Genomic DNA, 21422 nt, shown 5'->3' on the forward strand with positions numbered 1-21422 from the left:
TAAAAATTCTAGATTATATTAAAGAAGGCGATGACAGTAAAAGAAATAAACTTCTAGTCGAAGTAGAGCAATTAATCGCAATTTCATCAAAAATGATAATAAATAAAAGATAATTTTTCAATATCAATGACAATGCCAATTACAATAACAATTTTCAAAATTGATATTGAGTTTTGATATTGTAATTGCCATTGATATTTGACATTGACATTGAATATGTACGCAATACTTGACATAGAAACCACTGGGGGACAATTTAATGAAGAGGGAATTACCGAAATCGCTATCTACAAATTTGATGGGCATGAAGTAGTTGATCAATTCATTAGCCTTGTCAATCCTGAAATTCCGATTCAGCCTTTCGTAGTAAAACTGACTGGAATTAATAACACTATGTTGCGTTCTGCTCCAAAATTCTATGAAGTTGCTAAACGAATTATAGAAATCACTCAAGATTGCGTTATCGTAGCTCACAACGCCTCTTTCGACTATAGAATCTTGCGTACAGAATTCAGACGTTTAGGTTACGATTTTGAAGCAAAAACACTTTGTACAGTAGAATTAGCAAAAAAACTAATTCCGGAACAGCCATCTTACAGTTTAGGAAAATTAGTTCGTTCACTCGGAATCCCAATGGCCGACAGACATCGCGCGAGTGGAGATGCCATGGCTACAACGAAGCTTTTTAAAATGCTTTTGGAAAAAGATGTTGAGAAAACCATCGTAAAAGACTTTATAAAACTCGAAGTAGAAAAAGGAATTTCTCCAAAATTCTTGGATATTTTAAATCAAATGCCAGCTAAAACAGGCGTGTATTATATCTACAAAGAAGATGGGACTTTAATTTACATTGGCAAAAGCCAAAATATTAAAAAAAGAGTCAATCAGCATTTTACGGGAGTTACAACCAAAAGCAAACGAATTCAGGCAGAAGTTTTCACCATTACTTACGATGAAACCGGAAGCGAATTAATTGCGCTTTTAAAAGAAAGTCAAGAAGTAAAAATCAATCGTCCGCGCTATAATCGTTCACAAAAGAAAACTGTTTTTCCTTTTGCATTATATGCAGAAAAAGATTCAAACGGCTATATCAATTTGAAATTGGAGAAAGCAGATGGACGAAAAAAAGAAATTACCTCTTTTGCATCGTTACAAGAAGGTAAAAATGCACTTTTCAGATTTACTTCAAAATATCATTTGTGCCAAAAACTAACAGGTTTATATCAGACCAAAAAAGAGTGTTTTCAATATAAAATCAAAGAATGTGACGGCGCCTGCATTGGCGAAGTTACTCCAGAAGTTTACAATTTGAGAGTACAGCAATTCATTTCAGAAAACAGTTTTGAGAACAAAAATATGGTTCTGATAGACCGAGGAAGAAATGTAAACGAACGAAGCGCCATTCTGATCGAAGACGGAATTTACAAAGGTTACGCCTATTATGATTTAAATTATCAAATCACTAATATCGAAATCTTAAAAAATATTCTGGTTCCAATGCAGCACAATCGCGACGTAAAAAATATCATTCAGAGTTATATCCGAAAAAGCAAATCATTAAAAATTCTTCATTTTTAACCATTGAAAACTTTCATTATCTTTAAGGATATGAAAAAAACAAAATCACAATACGAAATCTTTAGAGAAAAAGTCAAAATTGTTCTATATGGCACAAACACCATTTTAGGGCGAATGTTCGATTTAGTATTGCTGGGTTTAATTTTACTGAGCGTTCTTTTGATAATGCTTGATACCGTTGAAGGAGTTAGTTCTAAATATCATGCCCAATTATTGGTATGCGAATGGATAATTACAGTATTTTTCACCATCGAATATATACTTAGAATTATCTCAATCCAAAAACCAGTCAAATACATTTTCAGCTTTTACGGAATCATCGATTTGCTTGCCGTTTTACCAATGTATTTATCCATTTTTTTTCCTGGCGCAAGCATTTTATCAATCGTAAGAGCATTGCGTTTCCTTCGATTATTCAAAATTTTACACATTCCGCAAATCAACCATCAATCACTTCAACTAAAAGAAGCTATAGAAGCCAGCAAAGAAAAAATTCTGGTTTTCATTTATTTTGTTCTAATTAGTACCGTAATAATCGGAACTATAATGTACTTAGTCGAAGGCAGAGAATCAGGATTCACAAGCATTCCAATGGGGATTTACTGGACAATCGTAACCCTCACAACAGTTGGTTACGGAGATATTTCGCCACAAACTCCGTTAGGACAATTTATAGCAGCATTTGTAATGATTCTAGGTTACGGAATCATCGCCGTTCCAACTGGAATTGTAACTGCAGAATTTGCAAAAAGCAGTTTAAGAAACAATTCAGTAAGCGGAAAAAAAACATGCAGAAAATGTCAGTCTCAAGTCCATTTTGACAATGCAAAATATTGTTACGAATGCGGAACCGAACTGCCAAATAATTAATTTTAGAAGCTAATCCAGCTGTACATTCCAACTCCTCCTTATATTTGTAATTTTTTAAGGCATAAAAGGAGCTTCCGTTGGTCGCTCTTTTACACCAAAAAAAATTCAACAAATATAAGTCCGGGGTTTCCATTTCCATCTGGGCTAAAAACTATGAAATACCTAATTACCATTGTCGGACCAACAGCTATAGGCAAAACTGCCTTGAGTATTGCTTTGGCACAACATTTTAAATCCGAAATCGTTTCTTGCGACAGCCGTCAGTTTTTCAAAGAAATGACTATCGGAACAGCTGTTCCAAATCAAGAAGAATTAAATTCTGCCCAACATCATTTCATTCAAAATAAATCCATTTTTGAAAACTACACCGTTGGCGATTACGAAAAAGAAGCTTTAGCCAAAATCGAAGAATTATTTCAAAAAAATGATTACGTAATTCTCATTGGCGGTTCAGGATTATATGTTGACGCCATTTTAAAAGGTTTCGACGAGTTTCCTGAAATAGACCCAAGTGTTCGTTCTGAAGTAAATTCGAACTACGAAAAACTCGGAATTGAATATCTTCAAGATCAGCTGAAAAATTTAGATCCTGATTATTATCAAAAAATAACAGCCGAAAATCCGCAGACTTTACAAAACCCACAGCGAATGATGCGTTTTGTAGAAGTTTGTATTGGATCACAAAAACCATATTCTTCATTTCTAAATCAAAAGAAAAACAATCGAGAATTCACTCCCATTCTAATTGGTTTAGATGCCGATAGAGAAATCATTTACAGCAGAATCAACCAGCGTGTTGACATCATGATGAACGAAGGATTATTGAAAGAAGCTGAAGCACTTTATCCTAACAAAGCGTTAAATGCGCTCCAAACGGTCGGTTATAGGGAATTATTTAGTTATTTTGACGGAGAATTCACTTTGCCTTTTGCGATAGAAGAAATCAAAAAGAACACCAGAAGATTCTCCAAAAGACAACTAACGTGGTTCAAACGAAACGAAAACACGAAATGGTTTGATTATGCAACAGATAGAAAAGAAATTATAAATTACATAGAAAATCTTCTAAAGTAAAAGAAAGTCTTTCTTCTTTCATCTTGCTTCTATTTTCAAAAGAAAAATCTAAAATCTAAAATTAAAAAATGCCAATATCTCCTAATTTCACCTCAGTTCTAAGCAAAGACTGGGAAATCAATTTCACGCAATGCACGCCAACCGGATTTTTAAAATATACCGATTTGTGTAATATTTTACAATTAACCGCCGCTGCACATTCAGAAGTTGGAGGAATTAGCTTTTATGACATGCAGGAATTCCATCAAGCGTGGGTTTTAAGCCGAATGCGTGTAGAAGTTCATGCTTTACCAAAATGGCAGGATATTGTAACTGTAAAAACATGGATTAACAGTCTTGAAAATTCGCGTTCAGTCCGTGCACTTGAAATGTACGTAAATGGCAAAAAAATAGTGGGTTGCGAAACATATTGGGCAGTTTTCAATACACAATTGCGTCGTCCTGAAGCCTTAGCACTTCCTTACGAACATTTTGAATTATTCCCAGAAAAAAGAGCAACTGAAGAAGGTTTTTCAAAAATCAATATCAATCATGACAAAGAAGCCGTTTTCGAAAAAACAGTTTATTTATCCGATTTAGACATTGTAAACCATGTAAATAACGTAAAATACCTAGAATGGTGTTTGGATCATGTCGACCCAAAAAGAATTATAAAGCAAGAAGTAAAAAGTTTCGAGATGAATTTCATGAAAGAGCTTTCATTACAAGATAATGTTGTAATTCACGAAAGTGAAGACGACGATCATACAACTGCAACATTCAGCATTACAAAAGGTGAAAAAACTTGTTTTGCTTTGGAATTGCATTGGAAATAAACTACGATTCCTCTTTACTACAAAGATTTACCACAATTTTGTCATTTCGACGAAGGAGAAATCTCCACAAGTAACTCCGCAACGAAAATCAAATCTTTGTCGAGCTTCTCGCGAAGATTTCTCCTTCGTCGAAATGACAAAATTGATGTATATAAAAAAAACGATGCAAATTTTGCATCGTTTTTTTATCATAATCATTTCGATTTCTTCTTCAAATCTTTTTTAGCTTTCTTCTCTTTCTTCTTTTTCAGCAAATCAATTTTATCTTTAATTCTTTTTTCAACCTCGCTAATTCCTGAATCATAATCATGCTGAATAGAATATAATTTTGCCTGCTTAATTTCTTTTAAAGCATCCTTAAATTCGTGTTGCACTTCTAACAGAATTGCTTTTTTGATGTAAATCTCTGATTTATTTATTCCTTTTACTGTTAAAGCAAAATCAATTAATTTCTGTGCCTCTTCATAATCTTCATTTAAAATCAACGTTTTTAAATAATACGGATAGATTTCAAGCGCATGAATATTAATCGATAGAGCCTGCTGAAAATAAGATTTTGCCTCTTCATAATTCATTAATTGTTCCGCCTGAATTCTTCCGTACAAACACAAAACCATCGTATTTTTATCATCATAAGAAAAAGCATAATCTAAAGATTCAATTGTTCCTTCAAGCCAGAACGGATAATTATCCAAGGCTTGAAAAAGGTATTTATCAGTTGTTTTCATTGCGTAAATCGTTTTTTAATTTCTGACGAGTTCCTTTATAGCTTTTCTCTACTTTGTTCTTTTTAAAATCACTTCCTGCAAAAATTCTTATTGGATTTCCACGCTGTACATTGAGCTGATTTTCCCATTGTTTTCCAACATGATTTTTAAGCTGAGTAAGTTTCTCGTCTTCTAGTTTTTTAAATAATCTTTCTGTTGCCAGTTTTTTGTTTTGGTGCTGAGAACGGCTGTCCATAGCGACAACTGCAATTCCAGTCGGAATATGAGTTGCCCGAATTGCCGAACTCACCTTATTAACATGCTGACCTCCCGCTCCAGAACTTCTCATGGCCTGATATTGAATATCATCCTCTGAAACTACAGCATTCTTTTGCTGTTCAATTTCAAAAATTCCAATAAACCAGTTCTTGCGTTTGTGCATTTTTCTAAATTGACTCTGACCAATCCACTGAATCGTTCCAACCCAAGATTTCACAAACTGATCAGCATTTTTTCCTTTTACAGAAATCGATGCGGTTTCAATAGTTCCGTTTTCTTCTCCTTTCTCTCTTTGAAGTAAAACCACATCTAAATTCTGATCTTGTGCTTCTTCCAAAACTTTTTTAAGCACTTGGGCAACAACCCAAGTGCATTCTGCAGGTCCGCGACCCGCTGTTATCTGAATTATTTTTTCCATTTTAAATTTCTTCTTAACGATCCATTCTAATAATCTTTGGCGTAAAAGTTCCCAAAACTTCAACTAGATCAGTTTGATTCGCCATTACTTTCGTGATGTCTTTGTATGCCATTGGAGCTTCGTCAATATTCCCACCGATTAAAGTCACTTCGTGTTTCTTCAATTCTTTATTAATCAGGCTTTGTGTAAAAGTGCTTTTACATTTTGCTCTCGAAAACAAACGTCCTGCACCATGCGAAGCCGAATTTAAACTTTCAGAATTTCCTTTTCCTTTTACAATAAAACCCGGCGCAGTCATCGAACCTGGAATAATTCCCAATTGACCTTCTCCTGCAGGAGTTGCTCCTTTTCTGTGCACGATACATTCCTGACCATTCACGGCTTCTTTCCAAGCAAAATTGTGATGGTTCTCAATTGTTACCACAACTCTTTTTCCAATCGCTTTGGCAATTCGTCTGTGAATATCATCATGACAGGCTTTTGCATATTCTCCAGCTAAATTCATTGCCAGCCAATATTCTTGACCGTCATGAGTATTCAAATCCAGCCAAGCCAAATGCTGTACGTTTTTAGGTAACGGACATTGTTTTGTTGCCAAATACGTATAATGCTTCGCAATATTTGCCCCTAATCCGCGAGAACCGCTATGAGAAAGAACAGCAAAATATTCTCCCTTTTCCAATTTCCATTCGTTTTCAGGATTTTCAATTTTTGCGATTCCAAATTCCACAAAATGGTTTCCTCCGCCCGACGTTCCTAATTGTTTATAGGCTTTTGGAAGAAGATTTTTCAATAACGGAATATCTTGAAATCCACTATTGTAAAACACTTCATGATCTACACGTGAATTGTGCGTCTCATACATTCCAAACTTTGTATTGTCTTTTAAAATGGCTTCCAACTGATGTTCTTTTCCTTTAAAATGAGAAGCTGGCAAATCAAAAATCGAAAGGCTCATTCTACACCCAATGTCTACACCAACTCCGTATGGAATCACAGCGTTATCAGTTGCTAATACGCCACCAATAGGCAATCCGTAACCCGAATGCGCGTCTGGCATTAAAGCACCTGCAACTGAAATTGGCAGTTTCAACGAATCATACAATTGAAATTTTGCCTGCTCATCGATTTCATTTTCTCCAAAAATTTTAAACGGCGCTCTAGTATTTTTAAGCTGATGCATTCTTATCTGAACAGGTTTTATCAAACCTTCAGCTACTTTTCCCCAAGTTCCGTTTCCTTCATATTTTTCAGGATTTAACAAAACATCTTTCGCTTCTGTTAGAATAGATTCTTTTTTCTCTCTTTTTCTATATCTGTTTATCTGCCCTAAGGCTATGTTTATTGAATTGTTCTTTGGAAAACCTAGTTTAATCAGGTCTTTTCCAGATAATTTATTTCCCATGATTTTCTATCATTTCGTCTGCATATTGCTGATACAAAATGTGCAGACTTTTATTTTTAATTGGGCTGATCTCTTTTGGATTTTCATTTTCATAATAACTCCATTTATGAGAACTGCCGTGTATTAATCTATTTATTTTATTTCTCAGATTATGATTAACAATATAATTGTCAACTAGTTGAATTTGACTTTCTAAATCTGAATCGACCATTTTTGTATGTGTTATCATATAAGGGCTAACACGAAGCACATACCGCCAAGGTTCATTAAATACGTAATGAATTTTATATCGTTTGCAATTGCTGCACCAACGTTCCCTTTTATAAAAATGGGCTTTTTCTTTTTCGGTCAATTCCAGTTTTGAACTTTTCCATTCCCATTCCGAAAACTCTTTTACAGTCTGGAGTTTTTCAACATACACATGTTTTCTTTTTCTTTTTTTCTTTTTCTTAAAATCTTTTTCATGAGAAAACTGCCATGTATTTATTTTTTCCAATAATTCTATGTAAAATGTCGCTTCACTTGATCTGGCAATATCTTCTCTTAATTTAAAATTACGTTGCCAGCCTTTTTGATAAGGAATTTCTAAAGGAACCAATGGTAAGTCTCTACGTTTTTTCCAAAGATCAGCTTCAAGCTTTCTTAACTGAATTAATTGTTTTTCAAAATCTTCTTTTACTAATCTTTTCTTTCTTCTTCTACTTTTAAAACGAGTACATAATGCATACTCGTCTACCGTATAATTTTCCATAAAAAAATTATCGTGCATTAAATTAAAGCCTAAAAGGCTTAAAAATTTTATCCTTGCGGATAATACTAAAAATCGATTTTCGGGAAAATTTTTGAAGTGTCTAGAATAAAAAAAGCCCGAAACTTATTGTCTTCGGGCTTTTTTATATATCAAAAAATATATTTCTAAGATTGAAATAAGCCACGAAGAATTGCTGCACCAAATTCATTTGGTGTGAAGCTTTGTGATGTCGATGCAAATACAAACATTTTTTCTTCGTTTTAAAGGGTTATTATTTTTTTCGTCTGCAAATATTCAGAATTGTTTTTTGATTTTCCAAATTTATTTTAAAGAAAATTCATGTAAAAAAACAACTAACACGTTCATCGAATTGTAAAAACACACATTATCTATCTGAAAACTAAAGCCCTAGTCCTGATAGAAGCGGTATCCTTTTTCTTGCTCCTTTAGCAAGAAAAAGATATAAGCGGGATAGCAGGAAACAGCTTCAAATAAAAGAAATTATAACAAAAAAAACATAAATTCCAGTGTTTTCCGCAAAGTTTGTCATTTCGACGAAGGAGAAATCACACTAGAAATTCCGCAAACAAAATCGCGAATCTTTGTCGAATTACGCGTGTGATTTCTCCTTCGTAGAAATGACCAGATTAAGCAGTAAAGCTTTTTAAGCACAAAAAAAGCCCTGATTTCTCAGAGCTTATATTATATTTTGGTGAACTAATTATTCAGAAACTTTGCTTTTTACTACTAATCTAAAACCTTCTCCGTGAATGTTTAAGATTTCAACATCTTCATCAGCTTTTAAATATTTTCTCAATTTAGCGATGTAAACGTCCATACTTCTTGAAGTAAAGTAGTTATCGTCTCTCCAAATTTTTGTTAAAGCTAATTCTCTTGGCATTAAGTCATTTTCATGAAGAATAAGCATTTTAAGCAATTCATTTTCTTTTGGAGATAATTTAATAGGCTCCTCATCTTGGAAAGTAAGGAATCTTAATTTTGAATTTAAATGAAATTTACCAATATTAAATTCAAACTGTACTTGTTCTGCTTTTGTATCTGCAGATTTTCTTTGAATGATTGCTTTAATTTTCATTAAAAGAACTTCAGAATCAAAAGGTTTATTTAAATAGTCGTCAGCACCAGCTTTGTATCCTTTTAACACATCCTCTTTCATAGATTTTGCTGTCAAGAATATAATTGGCACTTCACTGTTCTTCTCTCTAATTTCTTTGGCTAAAGTGTAACCATCTTTATAAGGCATCATTACATCAAGAATACATAAATCGTATACATCTTTCTTGAATTTCTCGAAACCTTCCATACCGTTTTTAGCTAAAGTAACTTCAAAGTCATTTAACATTAGATAATCTTTAAGAACCGCCCCAAAATTTAGGTCATCTTCTACTAAAAGTATTCTTTTGTTAGTATTTTCCATATTTTAATTTATTAATGGTATTTTTATTATAAAGGTGCTACCTTTTCCTTTTTCGCTTTCTACATATACTTGACCATTGTGATCCTCCACTATTCTTTTTACATATGCCAATCCTAAACCATGCCCTTTTACATTATGAAGGTCACCAGTATGTTCTCTGTAAAACTTCTCAAAAACTCGTTTCTGAGCTATCTTACTCATTCCCAAACCATGATCTTTTACTTTTATCAGAATCATGTCCTTCACATTTTCTGTAAAAATTTCAATTTTAGGCGCATCTGGTGAATATTTTATTGCATTTTCTAAAATATTAACCAACACATTTGTAAAATGAACTTCATTTGTCAAAACTGTTGTTCTGGCTGCATTATAATGCTTTTCGACAGTTCCTTGTCTGTCTTCTAATATCAGATTTACATGCTCAATTGCATCGTCAATAATATCTGTAACTATAGTAGGCTCTTTTGTAATATCAAGTTCCTTCTTTTCTAGTTTAGAAATACGCAGTACATTTTCGACTTGAGCGTGCATTCTTTTATTTTCATCCCGAATCATTTGAAGATATCGATAAACCTTTTCTTTATCTTCAATAACTTTAGGACTTCTAATAGCATCTAATGCTAAATTTATTGTCGCAATTGGCGTTTTAAACTCATGAGTCATGTTATTAATAAAATCTGTCTTAATTTCAGAAATATGTTTCTGACGCAAAAGCTGGTTTAAGGCACTCGTATATGCTACAATTATAATTAATGTAAAAACTATCGATAAAATAGTTATACTTAATAATTCGGATAGTAAGAACTTCTTTTTGTGAGGGAATGTTACAGAGAGTTCATATCTACTGTTTCCTTCATTGTCTGTATAAATTGGAATACTGTAAGTGGCTTCTTTATCATAATGAAATCCATCAGATTTTATTTTTGTTGGATTACCGTTACTATATATTCCGAATTCAAATTTTGTTTTTACACCATATTCTTCGAGCTCCTTCTTTAATAATTTAAAAAGTTTATCTTTTGTCACCCTCCCTTCAATTGGAGTTAAAGAAGCAATATCTTTATATTGAATTTGCTGCTGAACTTTATTTAATATATCTAAGCTTCCTGATTTTTCAATTTTTAGGTCAGGAATTATACTTTGTCCTAAACTATTATTATTATCAATTCCATTGTTGTTATTATAAACTTCAGTTACTCTTTTAGAACTAAAATTTTTAAAACGCTCACTACTGAATTTTTTGTTAAAAACTGAACCGTTGATATCATAATCTTCAGATGTTAACGTACTCGAATAAACAATTGTTTTATTCGTTTTTGGGTTTCTTTGTACATAGAGTACCTCAAGTAAATCTTCTTTTTTTGGAATTTTCCCCGTACTGTCTTTTATACGGTTATATTTGTCGTAGAAACTGTACTCTTCTTGTTGTTCCAGCTTATCTGCAACATTTCCAATTACTTGAGTAACGTGGTATTTAAACTGCTCTTCATTATTTTTGAACGAAGAATTGAACCAAAACACTTGAACCAGAATTATCCCTATCAAGGACAGACTCATCAGTAAAACAAGTATTCTAAAAAATAATTTATTCATCGAAACAAAATTAATATTTTAACAATATACTAAATAATACATTAACCAAATATTAACATTTAAGACTGTTTTTGTTTTATATTTAAAATTTTAAGAATTTTAACAACTTCTTCTCTAGCATTTTTAAGATTATTGTTATTAATCACGAAATTGCTGTTAGAAATTCGTTTTTCATCATCCCACTGCATTTTCATTCTACTTAAAACTTGTTCGCGGGTTGTTTTATCTCGTTTTATCACTCGTTCAATCCTCACTTCTTCTGGAGCTGTAACGGTTATAATTACGTCGCAGTCTTTATATCGCCCGCTTTCAAACAAAATAGCGGCTTCATAAATTACATAATCTTGATTTTTATGTTCTTTCACCCATTCTTCAAAATCTAATTTTACTGCTGGATGTACAATAGCATTCAATTTTGCTAATTGCTCTTTATCATTAAAAACAACCTGTGCTAATTTGGCACGATTTAAAACTTCTCCATCAAAAATGTTGCCACCAAAAGCAGATTTTACTTCTGAGAGAATATTTTTTGATTGCATTACTCTTTTAGCACCGTCATCAGCGATATAAACAGGAACGCCCATTTCTTCAAAATAGTTTGCAACAGTAGTTTTTCCGCTGCCAATTCCTCCTGTAAGCCCAATAACTTTTGCCATTCTTATAATTTAAAAAACATACGCGGAAAAGCTTCTTGTGGCTTTTTCTTTAACAAAATTACCTTCACATATGATTGTAAAAATCCTGTTCCGTAACCATAAAACTGTTTCCACACAGCTATTACAGATAGGTATCCAATTTTAATACTTTTGTTTTGAACACTTGCTGTAAGAAAAATTATAACGAAATATACGAAATATAATTGTAATAAAATATCGATATTAAAGATTAACAATAAAAAAGCTAATAATAATCCGAGTATAAAAAATGTCGGGAAGAAAAAAGTCAGCTTATTATGTTCTGGATACCAACTATTTAAAATTGGTCGGGCAATACCAAATTTGTTTACTTGAATAGAAAACTTCTCCCAATCGATTCTTCTTTTATGATATACGTAGGCGTCTTTAAAAAGTCTTGTCTCAAAACCTAAATTCCATAAACGAATTGATAAATCTGGATCTTCACCTGGATGAATATTTCCAAAACCTTTTGATGCTTCAAAAGCTTTTCTGGAAATTCCCATATTAAAACTTCGCGGCTGAAACTTATTAATTTTCTCAGAACCACCTCTAATTCCGCCAGTTGTTAAAAAAGAAGTCATTGCAAAATTGATTGCTTTTTGAATATCTGAAAAACTATCCAGCGCTTTATCTGGTCCGCCAAAACAATCCACATAATTTGCATCTAATTCTTTACGAACTTCTGTCAAATATTGAGATGGAATGATACAATCTGAATCAAAAATGATAAAATAATCACCTCTGGCTCTCTGCATTCCGAAATTTCTAGAATCTCCTGGTCCAGAGTTTTCTTTAAAATAATACGATATATTTAATTTTCCTTGATAATTCATCACCACATCTCGACATGGAACTGAAGATCCATCTTCGACAAGAACAATTTCAAAAGCTTCATTATAATCAGATTTTGAGAGACTTTCTAAAAGCTCATCAACTTCATCTGGACGATTATACACGGGTATAATTAAAGAAAAAATCATAGCAGAATGCGCGTTATTAAAGGGTATATTTTTATTGTTTTAAAATTTTAACAAAGATATGGTATATTCACAAAAAAACCATCAACTTTTGGCTGATGGTTTTTTGTTTACTAGTAGTAAAATATTGCTATTTGATACTTTCAATCTCAACAACTTCGTTTGTGTCTGCGTTGTAATCAACACCTGGAACTTCAAATCCGAATAAGTTTAAGAAATCACTTCTATATCCTGCTAAATCACCAATTTCTGGCAATGTTTCTGTTGTAGCTTCCAACCAAAGTTTAGCCACTTTTTCCTGAACATCTTCGCGCATTTCCCAATCATCAATTCTGATTCTTCCTTTTTCATCAACAGGAACTTCAGAACCATTGTATAATCTGTCTTGGAATAAACGCTGAATTTGCTCAATACAACCCTCATGAATTCCTTCTTCCTTCATGATTTTGTATAAAAGAGAAATATATAACGGAATTACCGGAATTGCAGAACTTGCTTGTGTAACTAAAGCTTTATTCACAGAAACATAAGCTTTTCCTCCGATAGATTCTAAAGAATCTGAAATAGTAAATGCTGTAGCTTCTAAATGATCTTTTGCACGACCAATAGTTCCTTTACGGTAAACTGCTTCAGTTAACGCTGGCCCGATATAAGAATAAGCAACTGTTGTAGCCCCTTCAGCCAACAAATTCTCAGCTTTCAAAGCATCAATCCACATTGCCCAGTCTTCTCCGCCCATTACAGCAACTGTGTTTTCAATATCTTCCTCGTTAGCTGGAGCAATAGAAACATCAGAAACTTTTCCTGTGTGAAAATCAACTGTTTTATTTGTAAACGTCTGTCCAATTGGTTTTAAAACAGAACGGTGTGTAACTCCTGTATTTGGGTTTGTACGTACTGGAGAAGCTAAACTATAAATTACAAGATCTACTTGACCTAAATCAGCTTTGATTAAATCTAAAGTTTCTCTCTTAATTTCGTTTGAAAATGCATCTCCGTTGATACTTTTTGCATATAAACCTGCTTTATGAGCTTCTTTCTCGAATGCTGCAGAATTATACCATCCTGGAGAAGCCGTTTTTCCTTCAACTGGTGGTTTTTCAAAAAACACTCCAATTGTTGACGCACCAGAACCAAAAGCACTAGTAATTCTTGAAGCCAATCCGAAACCTGTAGAAGCACCGATTACTAAAACTTTTTTAGCGCCAGCGATTTCTCCTTTAGATTTTACGTATTCGATTTGATTTTTTACATTTTGCTCAGCTCCCGTTGGATGGGCAGTCAAACAAATAAATCCTCTCATTCTAGGTTCTATAATCATACTTATTTTATTTATTCGTTAATAAGCTATTTATTAGGTAAATGAGTGCTTATTCCCGTTTGTTTACTTATTTTTTCGATGACAAATATAAAGTATTTCTTTAGTTCAACAAGGCTTTCGCGTGATTTAAAGCCGAATCAGAAACAACTGCACCAGATAACATTTGAGCTATTTCTATAACTCTTTCATCCTGAGACAACAACTTTAATTCTGACTGCGTATCATCATCAATTGTTGCTTTAGAAACTTTAAAATGAGAATCTCCCTTCGCTGCAATTTGCGGTAAATGTGTAATGGCAAAAATCTGCATTGTATTACTCATTTCTTTCATAATCTCTCCCATTCTGATCGCAATTTCTCCAGAAACCCCTGTATCAATTTCATCAAAAATTAAAGTCGGAAGTTTTGAGTACTTAGCTAGAATTGCTTTTACAGCCAGCATGATACGAGACATCTCACCACCTGAAGCTACTTTTTTCAATAACCCAAAATCAGTTCCTTTATTTGCAGAGAATAAAAATTGAAGTTCATCTTTTCCGTTTTGGAAATACGTTTCAGAAGGCAACAATTCCATATTAAAACGAGCATTAGGCATTCCTAAAGTCTCTAAAATAGAAACAAGCTGTTCTGATAATTTCGGAATTGCATTTACCCTGTTGTCATGTATTTTCGATGCATAATCATCCAATTCCACTGCTTTCTCTTCTATAATTTTAGACAAAGAAGCAATTTCTTCATCCATATTATCCAATTCCAATAAAGAGTTTCCTAAATCTGATTGAATCTGAAGAAGCTCATCTACAGAACCCGCTTGATGCTTTTTTTGCAGGTTATAAATCAATTGCAGTTTCTGATTTATCAATTCTAACTGCGCTGGATCGTTTAACAATTTCTCTGAACAATTTTCCAATTCTTTAGAAATATCATCAAACTCAATAGTCAAACTTGTAATTCTTTCAAACAAATTTTGATATTCTGATGAAAAAGGAGCCACTTTTTGCAGTGCATTTTTGATTTCATTCAGATTATGAAAAACACCAAATTGTTCTTCATTTGCAATTGATAAAGATTTATCTAGAGATTCTTTAATTATCTCAACATTATTCAGTTTTTCATAATCTGCTTCTAATTCTTCTTGCTCACCAGATTTTAACTGAGCTGCCACCAATTCATTCAATAAAAATGTATGGTACTCTTGTTCTTTTCCTGCATCACTTTGTTTTTTAAGCAATGCATTTAACTTTGATTTATCTGATTTATATGATTTCAGTAGTTTCTGATATTCTGCAATTACTTCATTATTGTTTGCAATAGCATCAATAATTTTAAACTGAACATTTTCATCTGACAATTCCTGAGTTTGCTGTTGCGAATGAATATCAATCAAATACAAACTCAAATCTTGCAATTCCTGAAGATTTACCGGACTGTCATTTATAAAAGCACGAGATTTACCAGAAGGTAAAATTTCTCTTCTAATGATGGTTTCATCTTCATAATCCAAATCATTAGCTTCAAAAAATTCTTTTAAATTGTATTTTCCAATTTCAAATTGCGCTTCAATAACACATTTTTCTTCTTTATTTTTTAACGAAGTAAGATCTGCCCTTTTACCTAAAACAAGACCAATAGCTCCTAAAATAATTGACTTTCCTGCACCTGTCTCACCTGTAATTATAGAAAAACCTTTAGAAAAATCTATGGCAAGTTTTTCGATAAGAGCATAATTCTTAATTGACAGTGATGTAATCATAGGGCAATTTTATAAAAATGAGAGTTAAAGAGTTTTAAGTGGATTATAAAAATGGAAACGAGATTAATATTTAATCTGCGACCATTTGGTAGAATTTAACGGAGAAACCTTATTTAAGACATCTGTTAAATCTGTAATTGGAATGCTTGGCCCTCCAGAAAAAATAGAAACAATTTCATCTGATTTTGCATCAAAGAAAACTCGGGTTATAAAAGCATTTGGCTTCACTGAATTTAGCTTTCCTATTAAAAGTAAAGCATTTTTTATTTTCTCTTTTGCCGCTTTTTGGTCCATAGTCATTGCATCTAATCCTGTATGATAAGCATAAGTTGTCTGACGTAAATCGCTATAAGTAGGTGCAATCATATCGTTAATCAAATAATAACGATTTTGCAATCCATCAGATTGATTCCATCCTTTAAAACCGCCTTGCTGCGCTACATTGGCAATATTCTGAGCGGTTTGAAGATACGGATTTCCTGCACCCATTTGAAAAGTGTCAGCATCCATTCCTAATATAACATAACAATAGAAAGAGATCACAGAAACCAGATTTGAATCGTAGGTATTTGGATTGAACAACAAAGGTTCGTATTCTGTATATCTGAAATTAAAATCTTTATCGTTATAATTTAAAACTGGAGAAGAATAAGTAGAATTAAAAATTAATCTTGAAGATTGAACCTGAATGGTTCCTGTAAACTGATCTGAACTATTAGACGACAAAGTAATATACATTGAACAGTTTATTCTCTCGTTTTGCTTTAAAGCTGATCCTGTCCAATCTGTTTTATTTACAAATTCAGCCAAAGAAGTCTGGAGCGTTTTAAAAACCTGATTATTTGGATTTGTTAACCGCTCTGTATTAATAGTCACTGTACAATTTAGCTGTTGAGCCTGTACAAAACCAAAGCTTAAAAACACTAACAATGTAACTATCTTACTCATAATCGTCTACATATTTAATTTTACAAACACAAGTTGTTCCCAATTTATGTTTTAGGCGTATATTCTAAGTTTATTATTTTGAAAAATGCAGAATAACTTTATTCAGAATATCTGCCGCTACAGATTCTTTTGATTTCAATTCCATTGGTTCTATTTCGAAATTTTTATCAATAAAAGTCACTTTATTGGTTTCTTTTTTAAAACCGGCACCTTTATCTTGTAAGGAATTTAAAACAATCAAATCTAAGTTTTTTTTCTGAATTTTCAACTTAGCATTTTCAATTTCATTTTGAGTTTCTAGTGCGAATCCGATTAAAAACTGATTTTTTTTAATAGCTCCCAAAGAAGACAGTATATCTTTTGTCTTTTCAAGTTCTATCGAAAATTCTTCTGTACTTTTTTTAATCTTTTGATCGGCAACAAATTTTGGTCTGTAATCTGCAACAGCTGCTGCTGCAATTGCCACATCAACTTCATTAAAATACAAATGGCAAGCATCATACATTTCTTGAGCCGAAATAACATCAACCACTTTTATCAGACTGTTTTTCGCTTTTAAATGAGTCGGACCTGCAATTAAAAACACTTCTGCCCCCAAGCTTGCCGCTTCATTTGCAATATCAAATCCCATTTTACCAGAAGAATGATTTCCAATAAAACGTACAGGGTCTATCGCTTCGTATGTTGGGCCAGCCGTAACTAGTATTTTTTTTCCTTTTAATGGCAGTTTACTCTCTAAATCAGCTTCTAAAAAAGCAACAATATTTTCAGGTTCAGCCATTCGGCCTTCGCCAGACAAACCACTGGCCAATTCTCCGCTTTCAGCAGGAATCATAATGTTTCCGTACTGTTTCAACGCAGTAAAACTAGATAAAGTTGAAGGATGCTTGTACATATCCAAGTCCATTGCAGGCGCAAAATAAACTGGACATTTTGCTGATAAATAGGCAGCAATTAAAAGATTATCACAGTTTCCTGTCGCCATTTTAGACAAAGTATTTGCAGTAGCAGGCGCAACCAGCATAAAATCTGCCCAAAGAGCCAATTCTACATGATTGTTCCAAACCTCGTCTTCATCATCCTGATTAAAGAAACTTGAATGTACTGGATTTTTTGATAAGGTAGATAATGTAAGTGGGGTTACAAAATCCTTAGAAGCAGGTGTCATGATCACTTGGACATGTGCACCTGCTTTTATAAAAAGTCGTACTAAAGTGGCTGTTTTATACGCTGCAATTCCACCGGAAACACCCAGTAAAATTTTTTTCCCGTTTAAAACTGACATTGTACTATTATTTGTTTGAACTTCTGTGGTAAGTTTTACCGTCTAACCATTCTTGAACAGCTAAAGCGTGTGGTTTTGGTAATTTTTCGTAAAATTTAGAAACTTCAATTTGTTCTTTATTTTCAAAAACTTCCTCTAGACTATCATTATAAGTAGCAAACTCTTCTAATTTTTCAGTCAATTCTTTTTTAATCTCTGAATTAATTTGATTTGCTCTTTTAGCCATAATGGTAATTGCCTCATACACATTTCCTGTTGGCTCTTCAATAACTGTTTTGTTGTAAGTTATTGTGTTTACAGGAGCATTCGTCTTTTTTAAATCCATGACTTTATTTTATTTAGTAAATTTTTGTAAATCTGTTTCAACTCTGGCATTCATTTCGTCTGCCTTTTCTTTGTATTTTGTATCGCTTTTAAATTTCATCAAATTAGCATAAGCGGTTTGCGCAACATGCAAACGTTCTTCCATTTTTGAAGGAATACTGTTAATTGCCAATTTATATGCTGAATCGTATTTATAAAACAACGCATCTTCTTTGAAAGGTGTTCCAGGAAAATCAGCGATAAAATTATCAAAAGCAATTAGTGCCGATTTATAATCTGAAATTGTATTGTACCCTTTAGCATTCTCGTATGCTTTTTTCTCCAATTTACCATTCAGCTTTTGAACTGCCTCATTTGCTTGCGGAATGTATTCTGAATTTGGATAATTATCAATAAAAGCCTGTAATTTCTCTAATGCTTTTACAGTATCTGCCTGATCTAAACTGTAAACTGGCGATAACTTAGAATAACTATAAGCTCCTAAAAAAGCAGCTTCTTGCACTTTTTCACTTCGTGGATATCCCGAAACAAACGCCTCAAACTGATAACCAGCCAAATAGTATTGTTTTGTTTTATAATACGATTGCGAAAACATGTAAAAAAGCTTTTCTGCCTGAGGTTTTCCTCTGTAAGAAGTGGCTAATTGCTCAAAAAGACGAATCGCTTTTGTGTATTTACCGGCATCATACATTTTTGTTGCCATTTCAAATTTTGCTGCAACATCTTCATTTTTCAACGCTTTTTGATATTCTCCACAAGAATAAAAAAGAGTTACAACAATTAAAAGCAATAGTGTTTTTTTCATTTTCTTACTGTTATTACAATCTCTCAGACAATTATGCCAAAGTGAAATCGCACCGAAGTTTCGGTGGCAAATTTAGTTATTAATTTAGCTACTGCAAAATAATTTTTTAGTATCTTAAAATACTAACACTTTAACAATTATTTAATGCTGTTTTTTACAAAGTCATTTAGTCTTGTTGCGAGAGAGTCATCTACAGAAACTAAAGGAAGACGAACAGTATTCTCAGCAATTCCAAGCGCTTGGAAGATTTGTTTGATTCCGGCTGGATTTCCCTGCTCAAAAATCATATCGATACTGTCTGATAAAAAGTAATGTGTTTTGAAAGCGTCTGTTGCTTTTTTATTCAATCCTAAACGAATCATTTCTGAAAATTCTTTAGGAAAACCTTGTCCGATTACAGAAATAACTCCTGCTCCACCCGCTAAAACGATTGGAAGCGCCAGCATATCATCTCCAGAAATCACTAAGAAATCTTTTGGAGCGTTTTTAATAATCTGCATTGCTTGAGCCATATCTCCAGCAGCTTCTTTAATTGCCACAACATTTTTAAAATCGTTAGCCAAACGCACCACTGTTGAAGGAAGCATGTTGCTTGCCGTTCTTCCTGGAACATTATATAAGATTACAGGAACTGGAGAAGCTTCAGCAATTGCTTTAAAGTGCTGATAAATTCCTTCCTGTGTTGGTTTATTATAATATGGAGAAACAGATAATATCGCTTCAAAAGCCGAAAAATCTCTTGTTTTCAACTCTTCTACAATCTGCATAGTATTATTACCTCCAACTCCTAAAACTAGAGGCAATCTTCCTTTATTCACATCGATTACAGTCTTTATAACCAACTCTTTCTCTTCTGCTGTAAGGGTTGCATTTTCTGCCGTTGTTCCCATTACCACAAGATACTCCACTCCACCATCTATAGAGAAGTTTACAATTCGCTGTAAAGCCTCAATGTCAACTGAAAAATCTTTTTTAAATGGCGTTACAAGCGCAACACCAGTTCCTATTAATGATTGCATATTATTAATTATAATTTATTTTATATTTTTTAAATACCTAAACAATTCTGAAACGAACAGTTTATAGTTTCCTAATCCTGTATTAATCATCAAACGATTCACATTTTGATCTACAGCAGAAAATCCGACTTTAAATTTAGCTTTTGATTTGCAGGTTACCAACATCAAAAAAACATTTTCAACATCGTAATAGCTTAGCAAAAGATCAAATTTTGAACTTATAAATTCTTTTAAGAAACCTTCTGTAATTTCTCCCTTCCAATTGATGTGTTTTTTACCAAAAGTTGGATGAGAATAGGTCTCTTTTTCCTTAAATTTTTCTCTGTAGGCAAGAACTTTTATGTTTTCTAAAGCGATTCCGTGGAGTGTTATCTCCTTAATTAATGCTTCTGAAGATTGAAAAATGCTCTCATCTATCAATAAACCAATTGTTTGAACGTTTTTAGTAAATACTTCGCTTTTTTCATTATTTAAATTAACATTTAATGATTTTTTTACAAAAAATTCCTTTATATAATTTAAAAACATAGTACTTTTACTAGATTACAAAATTAATTATTTAAGTTGCATTTAAAATGGTAAAACTAAAAAAGTATAACGGATTTTTAAAACTTTTTGTTATATTCTTAACACTTTTTTCAATCTCTTCTTGTAGTACAAAGAACTACAATTTAACTAAAATTGAAGGAAAACAACTTCCAGTTACCGAAAAAGCTGGAGAAACTTCTGCAATTGAAAACTTCATTAAACCTTATCGCGATCATATTAATCAGGATTTGGATAACGTATTGGCCTATTGCCCAGAAACTCTAGACAAAAGCACAGGAAAATGGCAAACTGGCATTGGAAGCTTAATGGCCGATGTTTGCGTACAGAGAGGAAACATTGTTTTTAATGCTCGTGAAAAGAAAGATATTGATGTATGTCTTTTAAATCATGGTGGTATCCGTGCTATTCTTCCTAAAGGAAATGTTACAACCAGAACAGCTTTTGAAATTATGCCTTTTGAAAATAGTTTAGTTGTGATGGCTTTAAAAGGTGATCAGATCTTAGATATTGCTGCCTATATTATTAAGGAGAAAAAACCTCAGCCATTGTCTGGAATGACCTTTACTATTACAAAAGACAATAAAGCAAAAGATATCATGGTGCAAGGCAAACCGCTTGATCTAAACAAAACGTATTATGTTGCCACAAATGACTATTTAGCAAATGGCGGAGACAGCATGACTTTCTTTGCAAAAAGCACTCAGAAGTTTGACTTAAACTACAAACTTAGAGATGTATTAATTGATTATTTTAAAGAAGTAGACACAGTAGTGGCTCCTAAAAATATCAGAATCACAGAAGAATAAAAAGGGTTCGCCACGACTCGAGCGATAGCG

At 32.9% G+C, this 21422-nt stretch carries 21 protein-coding genes; 5 read left to right on the forward strand and 16 right to left on the reverse strand.

What is annotated here, in order from left to right:
- The first annotated feature begins 216 nt into the window (after positions 1 to 216).
- The 4 genes from DMB71_RS21760 to DMB71_RS21775 all read left to right on the forward strand — a co-directional run bounded on the left by DMB71_RS21760 (position 217) and on the right by DMB71_RS21775 (position 4337).
- Complete coding sequence (locus tag DMB71_RS21760) at positions 217 to 1578, forward strand: exonuclease domain-containing protein (protein ID WP_111369707.1); 1362 nt, start codon at positions 217 to 219, stop codon at positions 1576 to 1578.
- Between the two features lie 30 nt (positions 1579 to 1608).
- Positions 1609 to 2448: an ion transporter gene (locus DMB71_RS21765; RefSeq protein WP_111369708.1), complete on the forward strand. Its 840-nt coding sequence runs from the start codon at positions 1609 to 1611 to the stop codon at positions 2446 to 2448.
- 153 nt (positions 2449 to 2601) lie between these two features.
- Positions 2602 to 3522 carry a tRNA (adenosine(37)-N6)-dimethylallyltransferase MiaA gene (gene miaA, locus DMB71_RS21770; protein WP_111369709.1) on the forward strand — a complete coding sequence of 307 codons (921 nt, stop codon included), beginning with the start codon at positions 2602 to 2604 and terminating at the stop codon, positions 3520 to 3522.
- A gap of 68 nt (positions 3523 to 3590) precedes the next feature.
- A complete protein-coding gene (locus DMB71_RS21775; RefSeq protein ID WP_111369710.1) occupies positions 3591 to 4337 on the forward strand; it encodes an acyl-[acyl-carrier-protein] thioesterase in 747 nt (248 codons plus the stop codon).
- Between the two features lie 194 nt (positions 4338 to 4531).
- On the opposite strand, the gene DMB71_RS21780 is transcribed toward DMB71_RS21775, so the two are convergent.
- From DMB71_RS21780 to DMB71_RS21855, 16 genes are all read right to left on the reverse strand, one after another.
- Positions 4532 to 5065: a hypothetical protein gene (locus DMB71_RS21780; RefSeq protein WP_111369711.1), complete on the reverse strand. Its 534-nt coding sequence runs from the start codon at positions 5063 to 5065 to the stop codon at positions 4532 to 4534.
- Positions 5052 to 5741: a peptide chain release factor H gene (prfH, locus tag DMB71_RS21785; RefSeq protein ID WP_111369712.1), complete on the reverse strand. Its 690-nt coding sequence runs from the start codon at positions 5739 to 5741 to the stop codon at positions 5052 to 5054. The genes DMB71_RS21780 and prfH overlap by 14 nt, the downstream gene beginning before the upstream one ends.
- 13 nt (positions 5742 to 5754) lie before the next feature.
- On the reverse strand, positions 5755 to 7146 hold the full coding sequence (locus DMB71_RS21790) for an RtcB family protein (RefSeq protein WP_111369713.1): 1392 nt from the start codon (positions 7144 to 7146) through the stop codon (positions 5755 to 5757).
- Positions 7136 to 7897, reverse strand: a complete 762-nt coding sequence (locus DMB71_RS21795) for a hypothetical protein (protein WP_162614865.1) — start codon at positions 7895 to 7897, stop codon at positions 7136 to 7138. The genes DMB71_RS21790 and DMB71_RS21795 overlap by 11 nt, the downstream gene beginning before the upstream one ends.
- A 721-nt stretch (positions 7898 to 8618) precedes the next feature.
- A complete protein-coding gene (locus tag DMB71_RS21800) occupies positions 8619 to 9335 on the reverse strand; it encodes a response regulator transcription factor (RefSeq protein ID WP_008463080.1) in 717 nt (238 codons plus the stop codon).
- 3 nt (positions 9336 to 9338) lie between these two features.
- The gene (locus DMB71_RS21805; RefSeq protein WP_111369715.1) at positions 9339 to 10928 is read right to left on the reverse strand and encodes a sensor histidine kinase; all 1590 of its coding nucleotides are present in this window, start codon (positions 10926 to 10928) and stop codon (positions 9339 to 9341) included.
- A gap of 59 nt (positions 10929 to 10987) precedes the next feature.
- Positions 10988 to 11584, reverse strand: a complete 597-nt coding sequence (gene coaE, locus DMB71_RS21810; RefSeq protein WP_111369716.1) for a dephospho-CoA kinase — start codon at positions 11582 to 11584, stop codon at positions 10988 to 10990.
- Positions 11585 to 11586: 2 nt separating this feature from the next.
- Positions 11587 to 12585 carry a glycosyltransferase gene (locus DMB71_RS21815; protein WP_111369717.1) on the reverse strand — a complete coding sequence of 333 codons (999 nt, stop codon included), beginning with the start codon at positions 12583 to 12585 and terminating at the stop codon, positions 11587 to 11589.
- Between the two features lie 127 nt (positions 12586 to 12712).
- The gene (fabV, locus tag DMB71_RS21820) at positions 12713 to 13903 is read right to left on the reverse strand and encodes an enoyl-ACP reductase FabV (RefSeq protein ID WP_111369718.1); all 1191 of its coding nucleotides are present in this window, start codon (positions 13901 to 13903) and stop codon (positions 12713 to 12715) included.
- Between the two features lie 100 nt (positions 13904 to 14003).
- Positions 14004 to 15656 carry a DNA repair protein RecN gene (recN, locus tag DMB71_RS21825; RefSeq protein ID WP_111369719.1) on the reverse strand — a complete coding sequence of 551 codons (1653 nt, stop codon included), beginning with the start codon at positions 15654 to 15656 and terminating at the stop codon, positions 14004 to 14006.
- 63 nt (positions 15657 to 15719) lie between these two features.
- A complete protein-coding gene (gene porD / locus DMB71_RS21830; RefSeq protein WP_111369720.1) occupies positions 15720 to 16604 on the reverse strand; it encodes a type IX secretion system protein PorD in 885 nt (294 codons plus the stop codon).
- Positions 16605 to 16677: 73 nt separating this feature from the next.
- Positions 16678 to 17889, reverse strand: coding sequence for a bifunctional phosphopantothenoylcysteine decarboxylase/phosphopantothenate--cysteine ligase CoaBC (coaBC, locus tag DMB71_RS21835; RefSeq protein WP_111369721.1), 1212 nt, complete (start codon positions 17887 to 17889; stop codon positions 16678 to 16680).
- 7 nt (positions 17890 to 17896) lie between these two features.
- On the reverse strand, positions 17897 to 18214 hold the full coding sequence (locus DMB71_RS21840; RefSeq protein WP_008463064.1) for a DNA-directed RNA polymerase subunit omega: 318 nt from the start codon (positions 18212 to 18214) through the stop codon (positions 17897 to 17899).
- Between the two features lie 9 nt (positions 18215 to 18223).
- Positions 18224 to 19018: an outer membrane protein assembly factor BamD gene (locus tag DMB71_RS21845; protein ID WP_111369722.1), complete on the reverse strand. Its 795-nt coding sequence runs from the start codon at positions 19016 to 19018 to the stop codon at positions 18224 to 18226.
- Positions 19019 to 19155: 137 nt separating this feature from the next.
- Positions 19156 to 20037 carry a 4-hydroxy-tetrahydrodipicolinate synthase gene (gene dapA / locus DMB71_RS21850; RefSeq protein ID WP_111369723.1) on the reverse strand — a complete coding sequence of 294 codons (882 nt, stop codon included), beginning with the start codon at positions 20035 to 20037 and terminating at the stop codon, positions 19156 to 19158.
- A gap of 15 nt (positions 20038 to 20052) precedes the next feature.
- Complete coding sequence (locus DMB71_RS21855; protein ID WP_111369724.1) at positions 20053 to 20565, reverse strand: DUF6913 domain-containing protein; 513 nt, start codon at positions 20563 to 20565, stop codon at positions 20053 to 20055.
- Between the two features lie 47 nt (positions 20566 to 20612).
- On the opposite strand from DMB71_RS21855, the gene DMB71_RS21860 reads away from it, so the two are divergent.
- Complete coding sequence (locus DMB71_RS21860; protein ID WP_111369725.1) at positions 20613 to 21392, forward strand: 5'-nucleotidase C-terminal domain-containing protein; 780 nt, start codon at positions 20613 to 20615, stop codon at positions 21390 to 21392.
- The last annotated feature ends 30 nt before the right edge of the window (positions 21393 to 21422 follow it).

This window comes from Flavobacterium tistrianum (assembly GCF_003254545.1).
Lineage (GTDB): Bacteria > Bacteroidota > Bacteroidia > Flavobacteriales > Flavobacteriaceae > Flavobacterium > Flavobacterium tistrianum.

What these genes read in the sequence shown, in the direction of transcription:
- DMB71_RS21780 (WP_111369711.1), bottom strand. Translation starts at nt 5,065, where the DNA reads ATGAAAACAACTGATAAATACCTTTTTCAAGCCTTGGATAATTATCCG.
- DMB71_RS21795 (WP_162614865.1), bottom strand. Translation starts at nt 7,897, where the DNA reads ATGGAAAATTATACGGTAGACGAGTATGCATTATGTACTCGTTTTAAA.
- DMB71_RS21855 (WP_111369724.1), bottom strand. Translation starts at nt 20,565, where the DNA reads ATGTTTTTAAATTATATAAAGGAATTTTTTGTAAAAAAATCATTAAAT.
- DMB71_RS21765 (WP_111369708.1), top strand. Translation starts at nt 1,609, where the DNA reads ATGAAAAAAACAAAATCACAATACGAAATCTTTAGAGAAAAAGTCAAA.
- coaE (WP_111369716.1), bottom strand. Translation starts at nt 11,584, where the DNA reads ATGGCAAAAGTTATTGGGCTTACAGGAGGAATTGGCAGCGGAAAAACT.
- recN (WP_111369719.1), bottom strand. Translation starts at nt 15,656, where the DNA reads ATGATTACATCACTGTCAATTAAGAATTATGCTCTTATCGAAAAACTT.
- DMB71_RS21840 (WP_008463064.1), bottom strand. Translation starts at nt 18,214, where the DNA reads ATGGATTTAAAAAAGACGAATGCTCCTGTAAACACAATAACTTACAAC.
- DMB71_RS21760 (WP_111369707.1), top strand. Translation starts at nt 217, where the DNA reads ATGTACGCAATACTTGACATAGAAACCACTGGGGGACAATTTAATGAA.
- DMB71_RS21775 (WP_111369710.1), top strand. Translation starts at nt 3,591, where the DNA reads ATGCCAATATCTCCTAATTTCACCTCAGTTCTAAGCAAAGACTGGGAA.
- DMB71_RS21805 (WP_111369715.1), bottom strand. Translation starts at nt 10,928, where the DNA reads ATGAATAAATTATTTTTTAGAATACTTGTTTTACTGATGAGTCTGTCC.
- DMB71_RS21800 (WP_008463080.1), bottom strand. Translation starts at nt 9,335, where the DNA reads ATGGAAAATACTAACAAAAGAATACTTTTAGTAGAAGATGACCTAAAT.
- fabV (WP_111369718.1), bottom strand. Translation starts at nt 13,903, where the DNA reads ATGATTATAGAACCTAGAATGAGAGGATTTATTTGTTTGACTGCCCAT.
- porD (WP_111369720.1), bottom strand. Translation starts at nt 16,604, where the DNA reads ATGAGTAAGATAGTTACATTGTTAGTGTTTTTAAGCTTTGGTTTTGTA.
- DMB71_RS21860 (WP_111369725.1), top strand. Translation starts at nt 20,613, where the DNA reads ATGGTAAAACTAAAAAAGTATAACGGATTTTTAAAACTTTTTGTTATA.
- DMB71_RS21790 (WP_111369713.1), bottom strand. Translation starts at nt 7,146, where the DNA reads ATGGGAAATAAATTATCTGGAAAAGACCTGATTAAACTAGGTTTTCCA.
- prfH (WP_111369712.1), bottom strand. Translation starts at nt 5,741, where the DNA reads ATGGAAAAAATAATTCAGATAACAGCGGGTCGCGGACCTGCAGAATGC.
- miaA (WP_111369709.1), top strand. Translation starts at nt 2,602, where the DNA reads ATGAAATACCTAATTACCATTGTCGGACCAACAGCTATAGGCAAAACT.
- DMB71_RS21815 (WP_111369717.1), bottom strand. Translation starts at nt 12,585, where the DNA reads ATGATTTTTTCTTTAATTATACCCGTGTATAATCGTCCAGATGAAGTT.
- DMB71_RS21845 (WP_111369722.1), bottom strand. Translation starts at nt 19,018, where the DNA reads ATGAAAAAAACACTATTGCTTTTAATTGTTGTAACTCTTTTTTATTCT.
- coaBC (WP_111369721.1), bottom strand. Translation starts at nt 17,889, where the DNA reads ATGTCAGTTTTAAACGGGAAAAAAATTTTACTGGGTGTTTCCGGTGGA.
- dapA (WP_111369723.1), bottom strand. Translation starts at nt 20,037, where the DNA reads ATGCAATCATTAATAGGAACTGGTGTTGCGCTTGTAACGCCATTTAAA.